The organism is Alicyclobacillus sendaiensis NBRC 100866 (assembly GCF_001552675.1).
GTDB classification, from domain to species: Bacteria; Bacillota; Bacilli; order Alicyclobacillales; family Alicyclobacillaceae; genus Alicyclobacillus; species Alicyclobacillus sendaiensis.
The window spans coordinates 1-22,145 of the sequence record NZ_BCRQ01000006.1 but is presented as its reverse complement, the minus strand read 5'-3'; the positions used below and the strand labels follow the sequence as shown (position 1 = coordinate 22,145).

Sequence of the window (22,145 nt, the reverse complement as noted above, 5' to 3'; positions counted from 1 at the left end):
AAAACAACCCAGCAGTGCGAGGCCCAGGAGTTCAAACATGGTTTGCATGGCACACACCTCGAATAGAACGATAGAAAGGATGGCGCCACCGTGGGCAACCGCATCGCTTTGTTTTACGCCGTGACGGCGCTCTACTGGTTTTCAACCTACACGTACGTGCCCCTTCTGTCGCCCTACGTCGTCGCCCTCGGCGGTTCGCTCAGCATGGCGGGGATGGTGGTGGGCTCGTACGGCTTCTCGCAGATGCTCGTGCGCGTCCCTATCGGCGTCTGGTCCGACAAGATCCGCAGCCGCAAACCGTTCGTCATCGCGGGCGGCGCCATCGGCATGCTGTCGAGCCTCGGCTTCGCGGTCACCCACGCCGTGGTATGGGCGCTCGTCTTCCGCCTCCTCGCCGGCATTGCGGCGGGCTGTTGGGTGGTCTTCACCGTGCTCTACGCGAGCTACCACCAACCGCACGAGGCGCCGAAGGCCATGGGCATCCTGAGCTTCTATACGTCCATCGGCCAGCTCGCCGCGTCAACCCTCGGCGGCCTGATGGCGCAACACGATGGTTGGCATGCGGCATTCTGGCTCGGTGCGCTCGGTGGACTCGCGGCCACCCTCCTCGCCTGCTTCGTCGTCGACAAGCCTCCCGCGCGCGATCACGGCGGCATCCGCGTTGCCGACATGCTGACCGTCGGGCGGGATCGCATCGTGCTTGGTGTGTCATTCCTCGCTGTGCTCGCGCAAGTGGTGACGTTCACCACGATGTTCGGCTTCACGCCCGAGCAGGCCACGCACCTCGGCGCGAACAAGGCCGATCTCAGCTGGCTCACGCTCGCGGCCACGCTCCCCAATGCCGTCGCCTCGTACTTCAGCGGCAGCCTGTTCTCGCGTTGGATCGGTGAGCGGAACGTCGTGGCAAGCGGATTCGCCATTGCGGCCATCTTCACCGCTGCCATTCCGCTCTGCCACACCCTGCCGCTTTTGTATGTCACCCAAGCCATCAACGGCTTTGGCCAAGGGCTCTGCATGCCGGTGCTCATGGGCCTCGCCATCCGGCACATCGAGGCGGGCCGCCGCGCGACGGCGATGGGCTTTTACCAGGCCATCTACGCCGTCGGCATGTTCGGCGGGCCCGCGCTGGTCGGATGGCTGGGCGATCACGTCGGCCTAAACCGCGGCTTCCTGGCCGTGGCCGCGACGAGCGCCGTCGCCTGCGCGCTCACGTTCGCGCTCGCGCCCGGGCGATCGGCGCGTCAAGTGGTCACGCGCTCCAGCTGATCCCGCAGCGTATTCACGTCGATGAAGTGCATCCCGGCCACCATCCGCAGCTCGGACGCGATGAATCCCGCGGTAGACAGCACGATGAACTTCTTGCCCCGGGCCCGCAGGAGCTGCAAGGCCCGCTCAAAGTCGCCGTCTCCACTGACGAGGATGGCCATATCGTAGTTGTCGATGGTGTTGAACATGTCGAGCACAATCTCGATGTCCAGATTGGCCTTCCTCGTGATGGACCCATCCTCCTGCACGATTTCCTTAATATCCTTGGTGACGATGGAGTACCCGCTGTACGCGAGCATGTCGAGGTACTTCTGCTCCCTGACATCGCTCGGCGAACTTCTTCCTATATAGTAGAATGCGTCGACCAGTTCGCCCTTGCTCTTGGCCCACTCCAATAACTTCTGCGCGTCGATGGTCCACTTCAATTTGTCTCGCTGCATGTAGTAGTAGTTCGCGCCATCGACGAAGAGCGATACTCTCATCTCCCGCTGACTCCTTTTCTCTCGTTGGCTCGGCGCTTGCCTTGCAGACCAGGTGACCAAGAACTTCGATGGCCACAGTGCGCCATCACGTCGGCATCGGCTCCATCGCAGAAGCAAACAACGTCTCGTGCACGGCGAGGAGCGATGCCCCGATGGCCACGGCGTGCTGACTCCCCACGCGCACCGGGATTTGCTTGTTTTGCAACAGCGCGCGGTGCTTGATGACGCGCTCCACTTCGGGCAGCACGAACGTGGCGGCGCGCGCCACACTGCCCCCGAGGATCACCTCGTCGGGGTTGAGCAGATTCAACAGATTGGCGATGCCAAGGCCGAGATACTGCCCCAGCGAATGGAACGCGCGGATGCACGCGCGATTGTCGTTCTGAGCCTCTTCCAGCGCCTGTTCGAGCAGCGATTCGCGCGGATTTAACGCGGACAAATCCGCGCCGGCCTCGCGCAGATACCGCATCAGGCCGCGCTCGGAAGCGTACTCCTCCCAGCATCCGTAACTGCCGCACATGCACGCGGAGCCCATCGGGTTGACGGTCATATGCCCCGCCTCGCCCGCGATGCCATCCCGGCCGCGATACAACTTTCCCTCGATGACGATCCCGGCCCCGATGCCGAGCCCCATGTTGACAAACACGAGGTTTTTGAGCTTCATGGCCTGCGCCATGTACTCATTCCAGGCGCCGCAGTTGGCGTCGTTGTCGAGAAAGAGTGGGATGTCGACGATCCGGCCGAGATCGGCAAGGATGTCCCATTCGCCGACAAAGGCGCTGGGGAGATAGTACACGGCACCTCGGCGGAAGTCCACCATGCCCGGCAACGCGATACACGCGCCGAGGAGTCCGTATGGGCTCGGGGGCGCCGCCGCAATGGCCTTCCTCAGCTCCTCTTCAATCGCCTCGAGCAGCACCGGGCGCACATCCTGCGCTTCGGAAAGCGCAAGCGGACGAACCTGCCGATACACGGGCTCGCCCCGAATGTTGCACACGACCGTCGTCATGTGCGACAGTTGCACGTCCACACCGACGGCGTAGGCCGCATTGGCATTGAAGCGAAGAAGAATGGGCTTGCGGCCGCCGCTCGACGATCCGTACCCGACCTCGAGGACGAGTTTTTCGGCAATCAACTCGTCCACAATGTTCGACACGGTGGCCTTGTTGAGCCCAGTCATTTGCGAGATGTCGATGCGCGAGGTGGTCCGGAGATCGCGAATCAGCTTGAGGACCGTGGCGCGGTTCATTCGGCGCATGGCCGAAGCGTCGACGTTGGCGTGCAACCCTCGGTCACCCCTCGAATTGGCGGCCCCATTGCCTCGCATGGCGGACGCGCGTCCGTCTATTGCAAAGCCCCGCGGAATGCCCTAGCATGAAGGTCATAGAATGCGAGAATGGCACGTTACGTATCAGTATACGCCGTCCGGCGGTTGAACAGAAGTGGGACGGAGGAGGAGCCCGCTTGACCCTGTTTCGCAAACTTGTCATCCTGTTCAGCGTCGTGATCCTCGGCACCCTTTCCGCCACGCTGACCATCGTCTATTTCAAGAGCCGGCAGAGCATTATCGATCTATCGAAGGAGAAAGCGGTTTCCATCGTCCAGACCATCGACTCGGCGCTCCTCAGCGACGTCCTGGATTACCAATTTGAGTCCGTCCTTCTGAATCTCAAGCGGCAAAATCCAGATCTGGTCTCGTTCGATATTTACAAGTTGAACGACTTTTTGTACGACATCGCGTCGACCGATCCGCTCCGGATCGGCAGCCAGGCATCGCCTTCCAGCACCATCGCGCTGGGCGAGCGAAAGGTCCTCACCTCCCTCGAGGGTTCCACCATCGATCTCGTCGTGCCTCTCACGGGCTACGCCGGGATGCAGTACAGCGCCAACGTGCGCCTGTCCATCGCGGCGGATCTGGCATCGCTGAAGGAGCTTCTCACCGACATCCTCGTGGCTGGCGCCTGCGCCTTGCTCGTGGCCGTGGCGTGCGCGTGGCTGTTTACGCGGCAGGTGCTGTCGAAGCCGCTCCAATCCATGATGGATGCGGCGAATGAGATTGCCGCGGGCAATTTCTCCGTCACGCTCGACGCGTCCCGCCGCAGGGACGAGTTGGGAAGCCTCGCGCGCGGATTCGAGCGCATGGCGCGCAGTCTGCAACAGCTGATTGCGCAGATGGGCGAGACGGCGGAAGAACTCTACAGCGATTTCAAGCAACTGATTGACAATGGCGACTACACGGCCCACGGCGCGCTGCACATGGCAGACGTGCTGCAGCATGTGCGCGACGGGATCGACCGCGTCATGGCCAACGTGCGCCAGCTGGACGGTCAGATGGCAGAAGCGGCGGCAGCGACTTCTGAAACGCGCCGCTCGCGGACCAGCGAGCCGGACTTTGAGCCGATGCGGAGAACCTTGAGCCGGCTCATCGAAGACCTCACGCAAGTCATGCGCGATCTCGACGGCCTCTCGACGACGGCGCGAGGGCAGCTGTCCGCCGTGCAGCAGGTGAACCGCACAGCCGGCCGGCTGAGTGAGCGGGCGAGCGAGCTCCATCAGCTGATGGCGAGCTTCGAAGTGTAGAACAGGGAGGTGCAAGGATGGCCAAGCGCAGAATCGCTCAGGCGGCTGGTTGGAGCGCGCTCTGCCTCGCACTCGCGGGCTGTGGCGCAGCGGACGAGCGCGTCGGCGCCGCGCCTCGCCCCGTGTCTCAGGCGCAGGCGGATCAGGACGTGCAAATTTTCAGCTGGTGGACGGCAAAGGGCGAGACCAACGCCTTGAACGCTCTCATCTCCGTGTTTCGTTCCCGCTATCCGAACGAGCATATCGTGAATGAGGCCGTGGCGGGAGGCGGCGGCGACAACGCCAAGGCCGTCCTCGCGAGCCGCATCACCGCGGGCGATCCGCCCGAGACCTTTCAAGTCCACGTAGGGCAAGAGCTGATGGTGTGGGTGAAGGCGGGCAAGATGGAACCACTTGACGCGCTGTATCGCGAACTGGATCTCTACAAAGTGTTGCCGCAAGTCGTGCTGGACGGCGTGACGTACCAAGGGCACGTGTACGCGGTGCCCATCGACGTGGAGCGGGGCAACGTGCTATGGTACAACCCGCATGTGTTAAACGAGTACGGGCTCAAGCCGCCCCAGACATGGGATCAACTCCTCGAAGACTGCAAAGTCCTCAAGGCGCACGGCGTGATCCCCATCGCCTACGGGGATCGGGACCAACTGGGATCCGTGATGCTGTGGGAGGACGTGCTGCTCGCGACTGCGGGGCCCAAGACGTACGAGGGCATCTGGAACGGCACCGTGCCTATCTCGTCACCCATCATCCGCAAGGCGTCGGAGAACTTCCTGCAGTTGTTACCCTACACCAACGCGGATCACGCGCAGTTATCGTGGGACGGCGCATGCGCGCTCGTGGCTTCGGGCCAAGCGGCGTTCGACGCAATGGGCGACTGGGCCAAGGCCTACTTCGTGGCCAGTGGTTTAAAAGAAGGGCGAGACTTTGGCTGGACGCCGTTCCCCGGTACGAGCGGAGACTTCGAGTACGTCATCGATACGTTCGGGATGCCGAAGGGGTCCAAAAACCCGGAAGGCGCACTCGACTTCCTGCGCGTGGTGGCGTCTCGGGAAGCGGAAAAGCGGTTTAATTTATGGAAGGGATCCATCCCTCCTCGCACGGACGTGCCCCTCGCCGGCTTTGACGCCTACAGCCAGGCGTCCGCCGCTGCGTTTCGCAGAGATGCGCTAGTGCCAAGTCTTGCAAACGGCGAGGCTGCCAATCCTGCGTTCGAACAGGCGGCAGCCCAAGCCATCACGATGCTCATCAACACCGGGAATGTGAGTCAGTTCATGCAGCTTTTGAAGCAGGCCGACCTGGCCAATCCCTTGCCCTGAATGACGGGGATGACATCACCCCACCGCGACGCCGGATGTCTTCGCGCGGATAGGCGCATATGGACAATCGTCCGTGTCGAGCGAGGGACGCGTGAGCGCTTCGGCGTTGGCCCGGGCAACGTCCGGCGCAGTCACCCACGTCTTGTAGAAGTCGAACGGACACTCGGACACGCCGCGATCGCCGTCCCCAGAAAGGAGATAACCGGTGTACCCGCGGTGCAAGAGCTTAAACAGGTGGTTTTGCGCCTGTGCCGTTCTCCGAAACTCGCGAATCTGGGAGATGGAGATCTCCGCGTACTGGACGCCGTACTCCTCCGTCCCGCATTCTCCGAGCGTCCGGCCGTCGAAGCCGATGATGGCCGAGTGACCGAAATAACTGTAGACACCGTCAAACCCCGTGGCGTTCGCGACCGCGACGTAACAGTTGTTCGCCCAGGCCATAGCCTTGGCCATCAGGATCTGCTGCTCCTTGGCCGGATACATGTAGCCTTGAGGCCGCACGATGAGTTCAGCGCCCTTCATGGCACAGTCCCGCCAAATCTCGGGATAGTTTCCGTCGTCGCAGATGATGAGACTCATCTTGAGCCCCTTCGGTCCGTCAGAGACGAAGGTCTCATGCCCCGGATACCAGGGTTCCACGGGCGTCCACGGCATGATCTTTCGGTACTTTTGCACGATCTCGCCGCGATCGTTCACGAGAATGGCGGTGTTGTACGGCCACTTGCGCGGGTGTTCTTCGTGGCGCTCCCCCGTCACAGAAAACACGCCCCACACACCGTGTGCCCTACACGCTTCACACAGCACGTCGGTCTCGGGTCCGGGGATGGAAGCGGCCGTCTCGAACATCTCTTGTTCGTCGTACATGATGCCGTGGAGGCTGTATTCGGGGAAGACGACGAGATCGAGTCCCGGATAGCCGAGCTTCAATCCGCCAATCATCTCGCCGATCTTCCTGGCGTTGTCGAGCACCTCTTCGCGCGTGTGAAGTCTGGGCATCTTGTAGTTCACGACCGCAATGCCGACAGTATCTCGACTGCTCACGATGTCTCCATGCCGCATGAATTCAGCCCTCCTTGAAATTCCCGTCGATTCATCCGTGCACGTGTCCCAACTGCCAGGGGCGTCCTGTGCTCGCTCGAGCGTGCCGGTGCCCCCGGTGCACGGTGTCCGAAGGCGCACGCTCTCGAACCACGCAAACGGGTTCGCTCCCCGCGCCCATCGGGCGCGCGCCGCGGTGAGCCGATGAAGCGGCTCCCACGTAAAAGGGTGTGAACTGGCGAAGCGCCATCAACCCGCAATAGGGACAGCGCACGGCAGAGCTCGCTTCGTTCATGGGGAGGTCGCGATCGAACGTTCCGCAGGTTGGGCACGCAAACCGGTAGGTTGGCATCCTGGCCTCATCCTTTCGGGCGAATGTCGCGATCGAAGATGGCGGTAGGGATGGCGAGCGTGCAGCAGGCGTTTGGCACGTCGACGATGCCGCTGATGCGCCCTTCGACGGGCGCCACGCCGAGCAACATGTAGGCCTGCTCTGCGGTGTAGCCGAACCGCTGCAGATATTCGATGGCGTTCAGGCACGCGCGCCGATAGGCCACGTGCGCGTCCAGGTACAGCTGCTCGCCCGTCCGCTCATCCACCGACACGCCTTCGAACACCAAATATTCCGAGAACCTAGGCTCCATCGGCCCAGGCTCGAAGATCGGGTTGTGAACAATCCCGTATTTCGCCATCCCGCCTTTGATCACGTCGACACTCATCTCGATCCAACCGCTCATCTCGATGGCGCCACAAAACGTGATTTCTCCGTCGCCTTGGCAGAAGTGAAGATCGCCGACGGAAAGCTTGGCGCCCTTGACAAACACGGGGAAGTAGATGCGGCTCCCTTTCGACAGATTCTTGATGTCGCAGTTGCCGCCGTTTTCGCGCGGCGGGACGGTGCGAGCGGCTTCCTTGGCGACGCGATCGAACTCGGCGCCGCGCAGCGTGCCAAGCACCGCACTGCGGGGTTCCGGAAGATTCGCGAGCACAGGTACTCGATTTGGGTCCTTTGCCACAAGCTTTCGCTCGCGGGCGTTCCAGCGGTCCAGCAGTTCCACGGATGGGGCCACGCCGATAAGACCGGGGTGAATCAACGACGGGATGCGGACGCCCGGGACGTGGCGGCTCACCGCGTAAATCCCTTGAAACTCCCAGATGGACTTGCACGCCTCTGGAAAGTAGTCGACGAGAAATCCCCCGCCGTTCTCCCGCGCAAAAATGCCGTTAAATCCCCACTCCGCGCCCGGCAAGGGCCCCATATCCAGCAAGTCCACCACCAACAGATCGCCTGGCTCGGCGCCATCGACATAGATGGGCCCACTCAGGACATGCACTCTGCACAGGTCCACGTCGCGGATGTCGGACGGGTCGTCGTTGTTTTGAATTTGACCGTCGGTCCAGTCCTTCATCTCGATGCGAAACACGTCACCGGGTTTGACACTCACGACCGCAGGGATGTCAGGGTGCCATCGGTTGTGCCCCGGGATCTCCTGCTGATCCATCGGCTTGGTCAAGTCGACGCGAAACAAGACGTTCGACAACCTAACATTCACCTCGCTTCAGTGTGAAGGAACAGCCTCATTATCGCGTGCGGAACACAGCTTATGTCAATGTATATTTCTTAACACGCCAAAATGATAACGGTTACTTCATGCAGTGCGTAAGTTTGTATGACAAAAGAGGTTGCTCGCGCGGGCGGAGGCGTGGTACGGTTCAAAACACAGACAATTTTGATTTTCAGAGGAGTTTGGAGGGGTTTCGATGTCCGTCCTGCAACCTGAACGCGGGCGACCCACGCCCAAGCGCACCTTCAATCGCTGGGTGCAAAATCCCGTCCTCGAGGACTACGCGCTGCGGTATGCTCCCAAGTCGTTTCGCCGGTGGAGCGAGTGGACGGTCATGAACTCGGCGCTTGGCGGGATCGCCTACATGGCCGACTTCGCCATCGGCGGTTCTGTCGTCCTGGCGTACGGATTCGCGAACGCCGTGACCTCCATCCTGGTGGTCGCCGCGATCATCTTTCTTACAGGTATCCCGATTGCGTACTATTCCGCGAAGTACAACATCGATATGGACCTTCTCACACGAGGAGCTGGGTTTGGCTATTATGGGTCCACGCTGACGTCCCTGGTGTACGCGTCGTTCACGTTTATCTACTTCTCACTCGAAGGGTCCGTCATGGCCCAGGCACTCGAGGAATTTTTCCACATCCCGTTGCCTATTGGTTACTTGATCTGTTCCTTGGTCATCATTCCGCTCGTGATGTTCGGCATGACGGCTCTCTCGAAGCTGCAGGTCGTCACGCAACCCATCTGGCTGGTGCTCATGCTCGGCCCGTTCATCGCTATTGCCCTCCGAGACCCGCAGGCTTTCAGCCAGTGGACGCATTTTGGCGGCGCGTCCGCTTCGGGCAGCCACTTCAATGCCATCGAGTTCGGGCTCGCGGCGGGCGTCACCCTGTCCCTCATCGCGCAAATCGGCGAACAGGTCGACTATCTCCGTTTCATGCCCAACCTGACGCCGCAGAACCGCCGCAAGTGGTGGTGGGCCGTCATGTTGGCAGGGCCGGGATGGGTGATTCTCGGAGCCATCAAGCAACTCGGTGGTTCCCTCTTGGCCTCGTGGATTGCACCGACCATGGGGACGAAGGCCGCGGACGAACCCATCAATATGTACACGCAGGCGTTCCACACCGTGTTGGGCAGCAGCTATGCGGCGCTTGCGCTCGCAACCTTCTTTGTCCTTCTCTCGCAGATCAAGATCAACGTGACCAACGCGTACTCCGGCTCGCTGTCGTGGTCGAATTTCTTCTCGCGCATCTTTCACACCCATCCAGGGCGCGTGGTGTGGCTGTTTTTGAACGTCGGGATCGCCCTCGGCTTGATGGAGGCCGGCGTTTTCGGGTTCTTGAACACCGTGCTCGGATTCTACTCGAACCTCGCCGTCGCGTGGATTGGCGCGGTGGTGTCCGATCTCGTCATCAACAAAGGGCTGCTCAAAATCAGCCCCTCGTACATCGAGTTCAAGCGGGGCCATCTGTACAACTTCAACCCCGTGGGCTTTGGCTCGATGATCATTGCGGCAGGGCTGTCCATCGCCGCATTCTTCGGGGCTTTCGGGCCGGTGCTTCAGGCCTACTCGCCCTTCCTTTCCTTGGTGCTGGCGTTCGTGCTGGCCCCCGTGATTGCCATCGTCACGCGCGGCAAGTACTACATTGCTCGGGAGAACACATTTGAGAAGTCGGATCGGCACCATGAGGCGCACCGCCACTCCGAGTTACCGACCGAATTCACCTGCGCTTCTTGCGGCTTTGAGTACGAGAAAATGGATATGCTCTATTGCCCATTCCACAAGGCGCCCATTTGCTCACTCTGCTGCAGCCTTGAAAGCAAGTGCCACGATCTCTGCAAGGCCGGGCACGTCCACTGACAAGAAGGCACTGCAGGCGGCAACGGAACAACCGTTGCCGCTTTTTCGTGCGGCATATCTCGCTTGCGGTATACCTCGCGAACCTTTGAGGCCATGCGGTAGGCAAATGAGAAAAAGCTTGTCTCCGTGGAGCAAATCTTGGCTATACTTAGGCTAAGTACGGTCGATCACGAACGGGAAGCCCTAGGGGAGGGATAACACATGATGAAGAAGCCGTTTACCGCTGGTTCGTTCGCGATTATCTATATTCTGATGGCCGCTATCATCATTACGGCCTTGATGGTCCATCTGTCAACCCATCCGGGCATGGTCTTGACGGTCGTGGCGCTACTGACCATCCTCCTTCTCGTCTATCGCATGCGGACCACAAGCGGCTTCACGCAGACCGTGCATGTTGCGCTCATCGTGCTCATTGCGGTCGTGAGCTTGTTCATCATTGGCCTCGGCAACGGGGGAACGCAGCTTTGGTTTTCGACGATGTACGGCGTGTTTGACCTCCTGCTGATTCTCGTCGAGGTCGCGTTCCTGTCGTCGCGCGAGTACACCTGACGTGCTCGCGCTCGCCACATGAGAAACTGAAAGACGCCAAGTCTTCGCCGGTTCGTCTTATTGACGAAATGGCGAGCTCGTCCTTAAGCTTGAGATGTCGCACGTTGTCTACAATTGTCGTGGTCGCAGGACCATTACATCTGTCGCAAAGCGGGTGCAAACGTTGAACTTCGAGAACCAAGGGCTCACACCGTGGCTCCGAATCATGCGAGACGGCGAAGGCTTGGACAGCGCGAGTACGGACAACATGACCATCACGCTGCTTGGGTCGTACGATGGCGTGGAACTCATTCGCCACGAATTGAAGCGTTATGGGTTGATGGGGTTTAATCCGCCTACAAATCAAGATTATTTTGAAGCCATACTGCTTACCAAGGGCACTCTCCGGGTAACATGGAATACGCGTACCGAATATCTCCAGCCTGGATCGCTCGTCCACATGGCTCCAGTGCGGGAGCCTGTATGTATCATCGCAATGAACGACGTTGAATTTCTCTACATCACGTCTACGAGCATATTTGAATCGTATAAACATTGGGTGGACCACTTTCATCAGCTTGCCACCGAAATTGCAGAAAAAGATGGGGATACCGCATCTCATTGCGAAAGAATCAGGAAGTACTCAGTTCTCATAGGATGCGAATTGAACCTACCGGCAAGGGAATTACTGTCTCTCAGTTGCGGGGCCCTGTTTCATGACATTGGAAAGACTCGTATACCAGACGAAATTCTTAGGAAGCCTGGTAGACTTACGCCTGAAGAATTTGATATTATGAAGATGCATACAATCTACGGACGCGACATGATGAACTCCCCGGAGCATCCGTTCTTGCACGTGGGAAGCGTAGTCGCAGAGCAACATCATGAACGATATGACGGTAGTGGATATCCTTACGGCCTCAGAGGAGACCAAATCAGTCTGCCTGCTGCAATCGTTGCTGTCGTGGACAGTTACGACGCGATGACCTCTCACCGACCCTATCAGCATCCGAAGTCCAAGCGAGAGGCCATTGATGAAATCCGTGCTCTTCGAGGTAAGTTGTACGACCCACGCGTCGTAGACGCGTTTTTAAAGGTCGTAGATATCTTCGAGAAAGATTAGGAGGAACGACTCGTGAGGAGATTGAAGAAACTCTTGATGACCGCTATGGCTATGGGAGCGCTTTTCGTTGCCTCGCCTGCGGCTGCAAGCGCAAGCGTCACCCACTCTGGAGTTACCTCAAACGTTGCGGTGCAAGATCCGTGGCCTGTGTCGTAAATGGCAGCGCACGCCCCTCCGGGCGTGCTTTTTCATTTTCCCCATTGCATTTCCTCCGCGTTTGCCCTCACAATACATCCACAGCCAACTTTCGGACCAACCCACACCATGCCCACGAGGATGGGGACCACCATGAACTTGGACCACCATACCCATTTCATCAATCGAGAAGTGAGCTGGCTGCTCTTTAACGAGCGCGTTGCGCACGAGGCCGCCCGCGGTGACAATCCGCTGTTCGAGCGGCTTCGGTTTCTCGCCATTTGCGCGTCCAACTTGGACGAATTCTTCATGGTGCGCGTCGCCGGTCTCAAGGACCAGCTCAAGCTCGGCGTGGGACGCCCTGATAATAAAACCGGCATGACCGCCGCGCAACAACTGGCCGAAGTGGCCAACCGCGCCCACGTCCACGTGACTCACCTGTATCGCCTGTGGAACAAAACGCTGCTCCCTGCGCTACGAAAGGAAGGCATTGACTTTGTCCAACCGAACCAGCTGACGCACGCGCAACGCGCGCATCTTGAAGAATACTATCATCACCATATTTTCCCTGTCCTGACGCCCCTTGCAGTCGACGCAAGTCACCCGTTTCCGCTTCTCGCGAATCGGTCGCTCAACATCGCGGTCCTCTTGGAACCCGTCGCCGTTCGATTGCCTCACGAGTCTCCGCTGTTCGCCGTCGTTCAAGTGCCGAGCGTCCTTCCGCGATACTTGGAGTTGCCCACAGGCGGGCGCAAGCGCGTGTTCGTGCTGCTTGAGGCCGTGATCGAGATGTTCATCGACACACTGTTTCCGGGCCATACCGTGCTTGAGCATGCCTGTTTCCGTATCACGCGCAACGCGGACATCACGGTGGACGAAGAGAGTGCGGAAGATCTGCTCGAGGAGATCGAACGTGAGGTCAAGAAGCGGAACCGTGGGGCCGCGGTACGGCTTGAAGTCGAGAGTTCCATGTCGTCCGAGCTCGTCGAAACCCTGCGCGATTGGCTTGAACTCGAGGCGGAGGACATCTACGGCATCGACGGGCCATTGGATCTCACGTTTCTCATGCGCTTTTCGGCGATGCCTGAATACCCCCACCTCCGCTTCCCGCCCATCTCGCCGCAGGTGCCGCCGGACTTCATCGGGGAAACCGGCTTGTTCGAGGCCATCGCCAAGCGGGACATCCTGCTGTTTCACCCCTACGAATCGTTCGATCCCGTCGTTCACTTCATCCACCTGGCCGCGAACGATCCACAAGTCCTCGCCATCAAACAGACGCTGTATCGCGTGAGCGGCAATTCGCCCATCGTGCTGGCGCTCGCGCGGGCGGCCGAAAATGGCAAGCAAGTCACCGTGCTGGTGGAGCTCAAGGCGAGGTTTGACGAGGAGAACAACATCGTCTGGGCGAAGAAACTCGAGGAGGCCGGCTGCCACGTGATCTACGGCCTCGTGGGACTCAAGACCCACAGCAAGATTGCGTTGGTCGTCCGGCGCGAAGGTGAGCGCATTGTCCGGTACGTCCACCTCAGCACCGGCAATTACAACGACAACACCGCGCGCCTGTACACGGACCTCGGCATGTTCACCGCGCGCGAAGAGTTCGGGGAAGATGCATCGCTCTTTTTCAACCACCTTACAGGTTTTGCCGATCCGCCCGCGTGGCGGCGCATCGCAACGGCCCCGCACGGCCTGAAGGATGCGTTTCTCAAGCTCATCCAACGGGAGATCGATCACGCCCGCGCCGGGCGGCCCGCTCGGATCATCGCCAAGATGAACGCGCTGACCGACAAGGACCTCATTCTCGCCCTGTTCGCGGCGTCGCAATCCGGCGTCGAGATCGATCTCCTGGTGCGCGGCATCTGTTGCCTTCGCCCCGGCATCCCCGGCGTGAGCGATCACATCCGCGTATCGAGCATCGTCGGGCGCTTCCTGGAACACAGCCGCATCTATTACTTCCTGAACGGCGGCGAGGAGGAGTACTACCTCTCGAGCGCGGACTGGATGACGCGCAACATGGTCAGCCGCGTCGAGATCCTGTTTCCGGTGCTGCAGGACAACCTGAAACAGCGACTGAAGCACATCCTGGATGTGCAGCTCCGGGACAATGTCAATCGGTGGATCCTATCACCCAACGGGCAGTACCAGAAGGTCGAGCCGAAGCTTGGCGAACCGAAGGTAGCGTCGCAGATGCAGTTCTACCTGGAAGCGTGCGGCGCGGCGGACGAGACCGCGAAGGCGCTCGCGGAGTCGATGATCCCGCGCACGCCCCCGCGCCTCCTGTGATCAGGGCTGGACCAGCGCGTGCCACCGCTCGTTCCGCGTTCGCAGCAGCTGTTCCACCTCGCCGATGGTCTCCGGCGAGAGCGCCTGCGTCTTTTGCGCGATCTCGCCGTCCATCCGCGCGAGCTCGACGAGCGGCATGTGCTGGACGAGCTTTAACGCGTCCTCCTTGGTGTCCACGTGCACATAGCAGCTCACGTGGTACCCCATCTCCGCCATCTCCTTCGAGTAGGCCACACCCGACACCTCGAGGATGAGTTTTGCCCGATTGATGTAAATCACCTCGTACTGCCACGGGCTCTGGCCACCGAAGAACGCCTGCTGAAAGGCGCCGATAATGGGCCGATCCGGCGTCTGGATGACGTACTGCCCCGTCTCGTACACGTTCAAAATGGCGCCACGCGATTTCAACACCGCAAAGTGATTCGACTCCACCGTGAGCAGCGAGCCATTCAAAATGCTGTTGTCCGGATAATGATAAGCCAACACGTCCGGACCCATGATCTCCTTGCCGTCGTTACTCAGCGTGCTGATGACTTGGCGAATCTGCGGCATCAGGCGCCCTCCCTTATAGGCACAATTTCCATCCAACGTTTTCGATGAAATTCCTAATCATGTTAGACCTATGATACCGCTTTCCACCTGAATTGAGAACCACATTTCGAGAAGCTGAAATTCGTTGCCCCGCGTCATCGAGATAGCGGTAAGATAAAAAGAAAAACGTTGGTGATGGCAGATGGCAATTTGGCAACGAAACCTCGTGGTCCTGTGGATTGGGACGCTGCTCACGTCCGCGAGCTACTCGATGGTCATCCCGTTCCTGCCATTGTTTCTGCTCAAAATCGGGGTGCACCAGCACACCGACATCTGGTCCGGCGCACTCTACAGCGCGGCGTTCGTCGCCGGCGCCATTGCCGCGCCCTACTGGGGCTCGCTCGGAGATCGATACGGCCAGAAGCCGATGATCGTCCGGGCGGGCTTTGTGCTGTTTGTGATCTACGGCCTCACGGCGTTTGTCCAACACCCGTGGGAGCTTCTCGTCCTGCGCACGCTGCAGGGCCTTTTGTCGGGCTATATTCCCGGTTCCGTGGCGCTCGTCGGCAGCAACACGCCTGAGGATAAGGTGGGTTATGCGCTGTCAACCATCTCGGCCGCGAGTTCCGCGGGCGGCATTGTCGGGCCGCTCGTCGGCGGCACCATCGCGCGCCTGTTTGGAAACCGCGTGGCGTTTGGGAGCGCTTCCGTGCTCGTGCTCATCTCGACCCTGCTCGCTCTCTTCTTCGTGCGCGAGGTGAACAAGAAGCGCGCCACCTCTCGGCCCTCGGTGGTGCGGGCCATCGGCGGTGCGCTTCACAACAAGCCACTTATCACGGCTCTTTCGCTCAATATGGTCGTCTCGTTCTCCATCATGACTATCGAGCCGGTCCTGACCCTCTACATCGCCGAGCTCGATCCGTCCGTGAGCGCGAAGAACGCGTCCTTTCTCGCGGGCCTCGTGTTTTCGCTCGCCGGGATCGCGAGCGTGGTTTTTGCGCCACTCTGGGGGAAATACGCGGACCGCATCGGCTTCGCCAGGGTGCTCACCATCGGCCTCGCGGGCGGCGCAGTGTGGACCTTCATGCAGATTCCGTTTCACAGCGTGATTGCCTTCGCGGCCGTCCGCTTCGTGTACGGCGCCTTCTTCTGCGCGGTGTACCCGGCCATCAACGGGCTCATTGTGCGGTCGACCGACGCCTCGTTCCGCGGGCGCGCCTTCGGGCTCAATCAGACGGCAAACCAAATTGGCAACACGGTCGGACCACTCGTCGGCGGCGCCATCGCAGACGCGACGAGCATCCACGGTGTGTTCTGGGTGACCGGGGCCCTGCTCGCCAGCGTCACCGCGGGCGCATACGCCCTCATGCGCCACCCGAGCCTGCTGCCCCGAAGCGAGCAGACGCCGCACACCCCTGCCCCGTGATGCAGCACGCCCTCATCACGCCTCGTCCCGGCCTGTGGGCGCCGCCTCGTCCCCCGCGTGCCTGCGCGCAATTTGGAGCGCCTGCAGCACGGTGTCCATGTCCTTCTTCAGCGCTTCGTACTGGCGCTTCCAGTGATCGATCTCGGCGCGCGCTCGATCGTAACGCGTGTTGGCGGAGTCGAGCAGCGCCTCGAGCTCGATGCAGCGCTGGCGGAGATCCGCGAGTTCTCGCGCTTCCTCTCCGGACTCGTCGACAATCTCCACTTGCTCCAAGTACCGAATGAGCGCCCGCTTCGTGATTCGCTCGCGCCGCGCGCCGGATTGCGCCGGCTCGCTGAGTGCATCGACGATCTCGCCACCATCAAGCGGCGCCTGCGCTGCGGGGCGCTCGACCTCCGCCTCCGTGGCTGGCGCCGTGGCTTTGGCTGCCATGCGCGTGCGCTTCAATCCGGCGAGCGTCCGGTGGATCGTGGCGGTGGCCCAGTCCTGCGCGCGCTCCTGGGCCTGGCCATCGCCCGCCTCCTCCTGGCGCTTGTCCTCCATGCGAGACAACACGGCGCGGCGCCTCTTCTTCCACGCCTGCTGCAAGCGCGATTTCGTCTCCGAGACGCGGCGGGACCACGTGCCAAAGTTGGTGCCAAACAGTCGGCCGAGCGGGCTCGCGTCCGCAGGCCGTTCCTCCACCACGTCCTCGAGCGCAAATTCGCCGCGCCGGATGGCCTGAACGAGCGCGTACAGACACGCCTCGTGATAGGGGCCGGCGAGATCGAAGTGGCGGCACTCCTCGCAGACAAATTGACCGAGCTTGTCGAGAAACTCGTCCGTCAGGTGAGCAGTCCGCGGCACGTGGTAGTAGACGCCGTCGTCGCGATCGTCCACCTCCAGCATGCGGCGGCTGCCGAGGCGCAGCGCGGCGAGCTCGGCGGCGGCCACGTTGATGACGGGACCCTCGGTCTGCTCGATGACGAGATCGACCCGTCCGTGCGCCTGCTTTTTGTCGCGAAGCGCCTGGTAGATGTGCATGAGGAGCACATCTTCGGCCTCTTCCTCGGTATCCGGCCAGTCCTTGAGAATGAAGCTATCCGGATCCCGCTTGGCCTCGATGAACTCGCGCGCCTCCTGCACGGTCACTTCATTACCATAATATGTATCATAAAGTGTGATGCCGTATCGAGCGGCGACTTCGAGTGCGTCCATGCCTTTGAGCGTCTTCACAAGCGTCCCCTCGCAATGGCCCGAAGCACAGCCTCGGTTTCTACATGGTTCGATCCTATCCGATTCTCCTCGACAGATAAAGCCATCGGGCCTGCGATTTCATGGCGATGAAAAAAGCCCTGCGCCCAGGGCCGAGGGGAACGAGCGCGTCTCGCGCCGCGTCAAGCGCTTTGATGCGCTGCGCGCAGCGCGCGAAGCAGCTTGATGCGGCACTCGGGCTCAAGCCAAGGGATCTCCTCCACCACGAGGGACACCACCTGCATCTCATCCGCGCAGGCGAAGAGCTTCCCCTCGACCTGCCCATTGTCCCGCGCGTGGCGGAACCACACGTACCAGCGCCCGTCGCGCACAATCACGCCTGCGACGGGATCGCGCGTCCAGATGACCTCCCCTTCTTGCAGCAATTCGTCGATGGTCTGCTCAAAGTGGTTGTGTGCGCGGTCCAAGATGTCCGCTCTGCCAAAGCAGTACGCCACCATGTGATCCACGGTTGTCAGCATCTCGATCGACTCCTTGCGCGAGAGATCTGGAACGCGAAATTCCCCAAAAACCAGCATACGCGCGATTTCTCGAATCATGATTGAAAGCAGGCGGCCCGGCGCGGGCCGCCCACTTCATTGGACGTTCGGCGCCTGCGGCATGCCGGGCTGCGCCATCCCCCCGGGCATCTGGTACGAGTCGATCATCGTCTGTGTGGTGTTTTTCTGCAGGGTCGCAACCTGGTAGTCGCCCTTCTGATTCATGTAGGCGAACAGATCGTACGCCATGCGATCGCAAAGGCTCGCGCTCGTCATGAGGAACGTCCGGAATTGCGGGTTGGCGCATTCCAACGCGAACATCGTGCACATCATCGCCCCGAACTTGTGGAGGTTCAGGGCGACGGCGCAAATGGCGCGATCGGACGGCGCCTGGGCCTGCAGGTTGGGCGCGGGATACGTGGGATGGCGAAGCCCGAGCTTGGGCTGGGCGTGCATGAACGCCTGGTAGCCCTGGCCGCCCATGGGGCTTTGGGTCTGCAGGACGCGCACGCCCTCCACGTAGTGTTGCTGCATGGCCTGGGCCTGGCGCTCGAGCAGCTGCCGGACCTGCATGTCCTGCGCGTGATGCGCGAGGAAGTTCAGCACCTCGGCGTTCGCCGACGTGGCCTGCAGCACCTCGTTCATCCCGATGATCTCGTGCGCGCCAAACGGCGCGTTGGGCGCGTTTTGCGACTGCCCCTGCGATCCCGCCTGGGCATTCGACATCATGTTGCCCTGCATGGAGGGCTGCATGTTCGGCTGTTGTTGCATGGCTCGACCTCCTATAAGGCGATTGTGGTGTCTTCGGCCTTAGGATGCGCAGGAAACCGAGCCGTATGTAGGCCAACCGTGGAAACATGCGCCGGAATCTCACAGAGTATCATATGTTGAAAATAAGTCGACTATGTTATGATAAACCATGATCATAGGGCGCGAGGTGAGGACGGTGTATCCGAAGGAGCGGCAGCGCGTGCTCTTGGAACTGCTCGCCCAGCACGGCTTCGCGTCGTACCGCCAATTGGCGGAAAGGCTCGGCGTGTCGGAGATCACGGTCCGCCGGGACATGAAAGCGCTCGAAGCGCAGGGACTCGTCGAGACCGCGTTTGGCGGCGGTCAGGTGGCGCGCGCGGCCCGCGAGCTGCCCTACACCGACAAGCGCATTCTCCAGATCCCGGAGAAGATCGCCATCGCCAAAGCCGCGCTTCGTCAGATTGAGTCTGGGATGACCATCGCCATTGCCGCAGGTACCACCACGTGGGTCCTCGCGCAACACATCGCGGGTTTTCGAGACCTGACGTTTCTCACCAACTCGGTGAACGTCGCCACGGAGCTGTCCAAGAACGGGTACAGCGATATCTTTTTGACAGGTGGCCAGTTTCGAACGCCGAGCGACGCCCTCGTGGGCCCCGTGGCGGAACACATGATCCGCCAATTTCGAGCGGACATCCTGTTCGTCGGTGCGAGCGGCTTGCACGTCGATCACGGCCTATCGACGCCGAACGTGCTGGAGGCAGCGGTCAACCGGGCGATGATGGAACGCGCCGCGCGCGTTGTGGTCCTCGCCGACCACACGAAGTGGGGCGTGGAGTCGCTGATGAGCTTCGCGAAGCTCAGCGAGATTGATGCGCTCATCACCGACCGATGGCCGGGCGAGGCGGAGGCCGCGAGCCTCGCGGAGTCCGACGTGGATCTCATCATCGCCGACGCGCCGAACGCAAACCCTCATCGAGGTGATGCCAAATGACGGAACTGCGATACAATCCCCTGTTGCGCGACTGGACGATGGTGGCGTCGAACCGCCACAAGCGCCCGAACCTGCCCAAAGACAACTGCCCGTTCTGCCCTGGCTCGGGCAAGGTGCCCGACGACTACGACGTGCTGGCGTACGACAACGATTTTCCCGCGTTGTCTCCGAATCCACCGCAGCCGGACGACGTGGCGACCGAGCTCTATCGCGTTGAACCCGCTTACGGAAAATGCGAAGTCATTTTATACTCGAAGGAGCACACCACGACGCTGCCCGAGCTCCCGGTGGCGCACATCCGCAAGCTGGTGGACTTGTGGACGGACCGTTTCCGCCATCTGGCCTCGAATCCACGTCACAAGTACGTGTTCATCTTCGAGAACCGCGGCCCTGAGGTCGGCGTGACCATGCCGCATCCGCACGGGCAGATCTATGCCTACCCGTACGTGCCTCAGAAGCTGCGGGTCGAATTGGAGTCGTTTGCGGCACACCGGGAGGAGACCGGCCGCTGCCTCATGTGCGACATCAACCGCGAGGAGGTCGCATTCGGGCGGCGAATGTTGGAAGAAACCGAGCACTTTTACGCGTACATCCCGTTCTTCACGGACTATCCGTACGGTGCGTTCATCTCCTCCAAGCGGCACGTCGGCAGCCTGCTGGAGTTTACGGACGACGAACGGACCGATCTCGCCCGCATCCTGAAGCGCGTCACGAGCGGCATGGATGCGCTGTTTGACCGCGAGTTTCCGTACATGATGGTGCTTCACCAGAGCCCGGTGAATGCGCAAAAACCCGTGGATTTCCATTTCCACATCGAGTTCTACCCGCCGCTGCAAACCGCCACGCGCCTGAAATACCTCGCGTCGTCGGAGACAGGGGCATGGGCGCCGTGCAACCCGATGGCGGTCGAGGCGACCGCGCCGCAATTGCGGGAAGCGATTCAGAAGCGAAAGGAAGCGAACCGACATGTCGATCCCCTGGCCTAACCTGATGGACCAGATCCTCGCCTTCTCGCCTGGCCACCCTGGCGAACTGCGGGCGTATTTCGCGCCCGGGCGGGTCAACCTGATTGGCGAGCACACGGACTACAACGGCGGCTACGTCCTGCCCGCCGCCCTCACCATGGGCACGTGGCTCGTGGCACGCCCTCGCGCCGACCGCCAGTTTCGATTCGCGACGACGTTTTCCCACCACGTCGTTGAGGTGGACGCCGACGACGTGCGGTTCCGCCCGGAGCAGGACTTCGCCAACTATCCGCTCGGCGTGATCGACGTGCTGAACCGCCGAGGCGTGAACGTGCCGGGCATGGACCTGTATTTCCTCGGGGATCTCCCGATTGGCGCGGGCCTGTCCTCGAGTGCATCCGTCGAGGTGGTCACCGCGTTCGCCATCAATGACCTCGTGGGCGCTGGTTTGGACCGCGAGACGCTCGCCGTGATTGCGCAACAGGCGGAAAACGAATTCGTCGGTGTCAGCTGTGGTGTGATGGATCAGTTTTCTGTCGCCATGGGGAAGAAGGACATGGCGCTCTCCCTCAACTGCCTCACGCTTGCGTACGAATTGGTTCCGGTGCATTCGCAAGGGTATCGCCTGGTGATTGCCAACAGCAACGTGCCGCGGAAGTTGTCGGGATCGAAATACAACGAGCGGCGTGCGGAATGCGAGGCGGCGCTCGCCGTGATCCAACGCCGCTTCCCGGAGGTTCAGGCGCTCGCCGAGATCGAGCCGAGCCGGTGGGCCGAGGTAGAGGCCATCCTGCGAGCCGAGGGCGCACCGGGATTCGATGCGGAGACACTCGTGCGCCGAGCGCGGCACGTCGTCATGGAGAGCTACCGGGCGCGGCAGGCGGCGCGGCTGTTGGCAGAGGGGAACATCGAGGCGTTCGGAGAACTGATGAACGCTTCCCACCAATCGCTCCGCGAGGACTACGAGGTAACCGGCGAAGCGCTGGACGCGCTCGTCGAGGCCGCGTGGAGCGCGGAGGGCTGCATCGGCTCGCGCATGACGGGTGCTGGCTTCGGCGGATGCACCGTCAGCCTGGTTCGAGAGGATGCGGTGGAAGCGTTCACGACGCACGTGGAGGCGGCGTATCAACGCGCCACGGGCCGCGCGCCTTCGTTTTACGTCACCGACATCGGCGACGGCGTGCATGCGCTTCCCGCGCTGGATGCCTTGGTGCGCTGACACAAGGGGTCTTCCCTTCCCGAAATCGGGCGGGGAAGACCCCTCTGTGACCGTCCGGCGCGCCGATCAAGCCTGCACGTCAGCGTAGTCCGGCCTTCGCCGGAAGCGAAGCACCGCGTACGAGCACACGGGGGTGAGCTTCACACCCCGCTCGCGGGCCATGGCCACCAGTTCGTCGACGAGCTTGGCGGCAAGCCCTTGACCTTGATAGGCCGGATCGACCACCGTGTGGTCGATGGTCCAGACGCCATCTCCCCGATCAGTGCAGGTGATGTAGCCAATCCGCTCCCCTTCATCGTTCCGAAGCTCCACGCCGCGTTCCACGCGCACGAGTTCCATCGCCCTCG

21 protein-coding genes are annotated in these 22,145 nt (G+C 61.1%); 11 read left to right on the top strand and 10 right to left on the bottom strand.

Annotated features, from left to right (window positions below; genetic code table 11):
- Positions 1 to 90 precede the first annotated feature (90 nt).
- On the top strand, positions 91 to 1,266 hold the full coding sequence (locus AS26_RS02200) for an MFS transporter (protein WP_062305763.1): 1,176 nt from the start codon (positions 91 to 93) through the stop codon (positions 1,264 to 1,266).
- On the opposite strand, the gene AS26_RS02195 is transcribed toward AS26_RS02200, so the two are convergent.
- Together AS26_RS02195 and AS26_RS02190 are read right to left on the bottom strand one after the other, a co-directional pair.
- Positions 1,242 to 1,748, bottom strand: a complete 507-nt coding sequence (locus AS26_RS02195; RefSeq protein WP_062305761.1) for a LabA-like NYN domain-containing protein — start codon at positions 1,746 to 1,748, stop codon at positions 1,242 to 1,244. The genes AS26_RS02200 and AS26_RS02195 overlap by 25 nt on opposite strands.
- An 85-nt stretch (positions 1,749 to 1,833) precedes the next feature.
- Positions 1,834 to 3,033, bottom strand: coding sequence for an ROK family protein (locus tag AS26_RS02190; RefSeq protein ID WP_062305760.1), 1,200 nt, complete (start codon positions 3,031 to 3,033; stop codon positions 1,834 to 1,836).
- A 179-nt stretch (positions 3,034 to 3,212) separates the two neighbouring features.
- On the opposite strand from AS26_RS02190, the gene AS26_RS02185 reads away from it, so the two are divergent.
- Positions 3,213 to 4,328, top strand: a complete 1,116-nt coding sequence (locus AS26_RS02185) for a HAMP domain-containing protein (protein ID WP_062305758.1) — start codon at positions 3,213 to 3,215, stop codon at positions 4,326 to 4,328.
- A 17-nt stretch (positions 4,329 to 4,345) separates the two neighbouring features.
- The gene (locus tag AS26_RS02180) at positions 4,346 to 5,644 is read left to right on the top strand and encodes an ABC transporter substrate-binding protein (protein WP_062305757.1); all 1,299 of its coding nucleotides are present in this window, start codon (positions 4,346 to 4,348) and stop codon (positions 5,642 to 5,644) included.
- A 15-nt stretch (positions 5,645 to 5,659) separates the two neighbouring features.
- Here AS26_RS02180 and AS26_RS02175 read toward each other — a convergent pair whose 3' ends face one another.
- Genes AS26_RS02175 through fmdA form a run of 3 tightly spaced genes read right to left on the bottom strand, consistent with a single transcriptional unit; the run spans position 5,660 to position 8,223 of the window.
- Positions 5,660 to 6,703, bottom strand: a complete 1,044-nt coding sequence (locus tag AS26_RS02175; RefSeq protein WP_062305755.1) for an aliphatic amidase — start codon at positions 6,701 to 6,703, stop codon at positions 5,660 to 5,662.
- A 31-nt stretch (positions 6,704 to 6,734) separates the two neighbouring features.
- Complete coding sequence (locus AS26_RS14910; protein WP_083515950.1) at positions 6,735 to 7,034, bottom strand: FmdB family zinc ribbon protein; 300 nt, start codon at positions 7,032 to 7,034, stop codon at positions 6,735 to 6,737.
- A 7-nt stretch (positions 7,035 to 7,041) separates the two neighbouring features.
- Positions 7,042 to 8,223, bottom strand: a complete 1,182-nt coding sequence (fmdA, locus tag AS26_RS02170) for a formamidase (protein WP_157068429.1) — start codon at positions 8,221 to 8,223, stop codon at positions 7,042 to 7,044.
- Between the two features lie 220 nt (positions 8,224 to 8,443).
- On the opposite strand from fmdA, the gene AS26_RS02165 reads away from it, so the two are divergent.
- The 4 genes from AS26_RS02165 (at position 8,444) to AS26_RS02150 (ending at position 14,180) form a co-directional block, all read left to right on the top strand.
- Positions 8,444 to 10,111, top strand: coding sequence for a purine-cytosine permease family protein (locus AS26_RS02165; protein WP_062305754.1), 1,668 nt, complete (start codon positions 8,444 to 8,446; stop codon positions 10,109 to 10,111).
- Positions 10,112 to 10,312: 201 nt separating this feature from the next.
- Positions 10,313 to 10,660 (top strand): hypothetical protein, encoded by a 348-nt coding sequence (locus AS26_RS02160; RefSeq protein WP_062305753.1) that lies wholly within the window; start codon positions 10,313 to 10,315, stop codon positions 10,658 to 10,660.
- Positions 10,661 to 10,907: 247 nt separating this feature from the next.
- Positions 10,908 to 11,762 (top strand): HD-GYP domain-containing protein, encoded by an 855-nt coding sequence (locus AS26_RS02155; RefSeq protein WP_245629566.1) that lies wholly within the window; start codon positions 10,908 to 10,910, stop codon positions 11,760 to 11,762.
- 276 nt (positions 11,763 to 12,038) lie between these two features.
- Positions 12,039 to 14,180 (top strand): RNA degradosome polyphosphate kinase, encoded by a 2,142-nt coding sequence (locus AS26_RS02150; protein ID WP_281176933.1) that lies wholly within the window; start codon positions 12,039 to 12,041, stop codon positions 14,178 to 14,180.
- Here the strand turns inward: AS26_RS02150 and AS26_RS02145 are convergent, their stop codons facing one another.
- Positions 14,181 to 14,732, bottom strand: coding sequence for an SPFH domain-containing protein (locus AS26_RS02145; protein ID WP_083515948.1), 552 nt, complete (start codon positions 14,730 to 14,732; stop codon positions 14,181 to 14,183).
- Positions 14,733 to 14,913: 181 nt separating this feature from the next.
- Between AS26_RS02145 and AS26_RS02140 the strand changes: the two genes are divergently transcribed.
- Entirely contained in the window at positions 14,914 to 16,137 is a 1,224-nt protein-coding gene (locus AS26_RS02140) for an MFS transporter (protein WP_062305746.1), read from the top strand.
- A gap of 15 nt (positions 16,138 to 16,152) precedes the next feature.
- On the opposite strand, the gene AS26_RS02135 is transcribed toward AS26_RS02140, so the two are convergent.
- The 3 genes from AS26_RS02135 to AS26_RS02125 form a co-directional block, all read right to left on the bottom strand.
- Positions 16,153 to 17,352, bottom strand: coding sequence for a hypothetical protein (locus AS26_RS02135; protein WP_062305744.1), 1,200 nt, complete (start codon positions 17,350 to 17,352; stop codon positions 16,153 to 16,155).
- A 161-nt stretch (positions 17,353 to 17,513) separates the two neighbouring features.
- The gene (locus AS26_RS02130; protein WP_062305818.1) at positions 17,514 to 17,852 is read right to left on the bottom strand and encodes a hypothetical protein; all 339 of its coding nucleotides are present in this window, start codon (positions 17,850 to 17,852) and stop codon (positions 17,514 to 17,516) included.
- A 114-nt stretch (positions 17,853 to 17,966) separates the two neighbouring features.
- The gene (locus AS26_RS02125; protein ID WP_062305743.1) at positions 17,967 to 18,641 is read right to left on the bottom strand and encodes a spore coat protein; all 675 of its coding nucleotides are present in this window, start codon (positions 18,639 to 18,641) and stop codon (positions 17,967 to 17,969) included.
- Between the two features lie 175 nt (positions 18,642 to 18,816).
- Here AS26_RS02125 and AS26_RS02120 point away from each other — a divergent pair, with 175 nt between their 5' ends.
- From AS26_RS02120 to AS26_RS02110, 3 genes are read left to right on the top strand one after another with little or no spacing between them, the layout of a single operon-like run.
- A complete protein-coding gene (locus AS26_RS02120; protein ID WP_062305742.1) occupies positions 18,817 to 19,614 on the top strand; it encodes a DeoR/GlpR family DNA-binding transcription regulator in 798 nt (265 codons plus the stop codon).
- Positions 19,611 to 20,600 (top strand): galactose-1-phosphate uridylyltransferase, encoded by a 990-nt coding sequence (galT, locus tag AS26_RS02115; RefSeq protein WP_062305740.1) that lies wholly within the window; start codon positions 19,611 to 19,613, stop codon positions 20,598 to 20,600. The genes AS26_RS02120 and galT overlap by 4 nt, the downstream gene beginning before the upstream one ends.
- Positions 20,581 to 21,798 (top strand): galactokinase, encoded by a 1,218-nt coding sequence (locus AS26_RS02110; protein ID WP_062305739.1) that lies wholly within the window; start codon positions 20,581 to 20,583, stop codon positions 21,796 to 21,798. Before galT ends, AS26_RS02110 begins: the two co-directional genes overlap by 20 nt.
- A gap of 66 nt (positions 21,799 to 21,864) precedes the next feature.
- On the opposite strand, the gene AS26_RS02105 is transcribed toward AS26_RS02110, so the two are convergent.
- A partial coding sequence (locus tag AS26_RS02105) for a GNAT family N-acetyltransferase (protein ID WP_306303045.1) occupies positions 21,865 to 22,145 on the bottom strand: 281 nt, incomplete at its 5' end.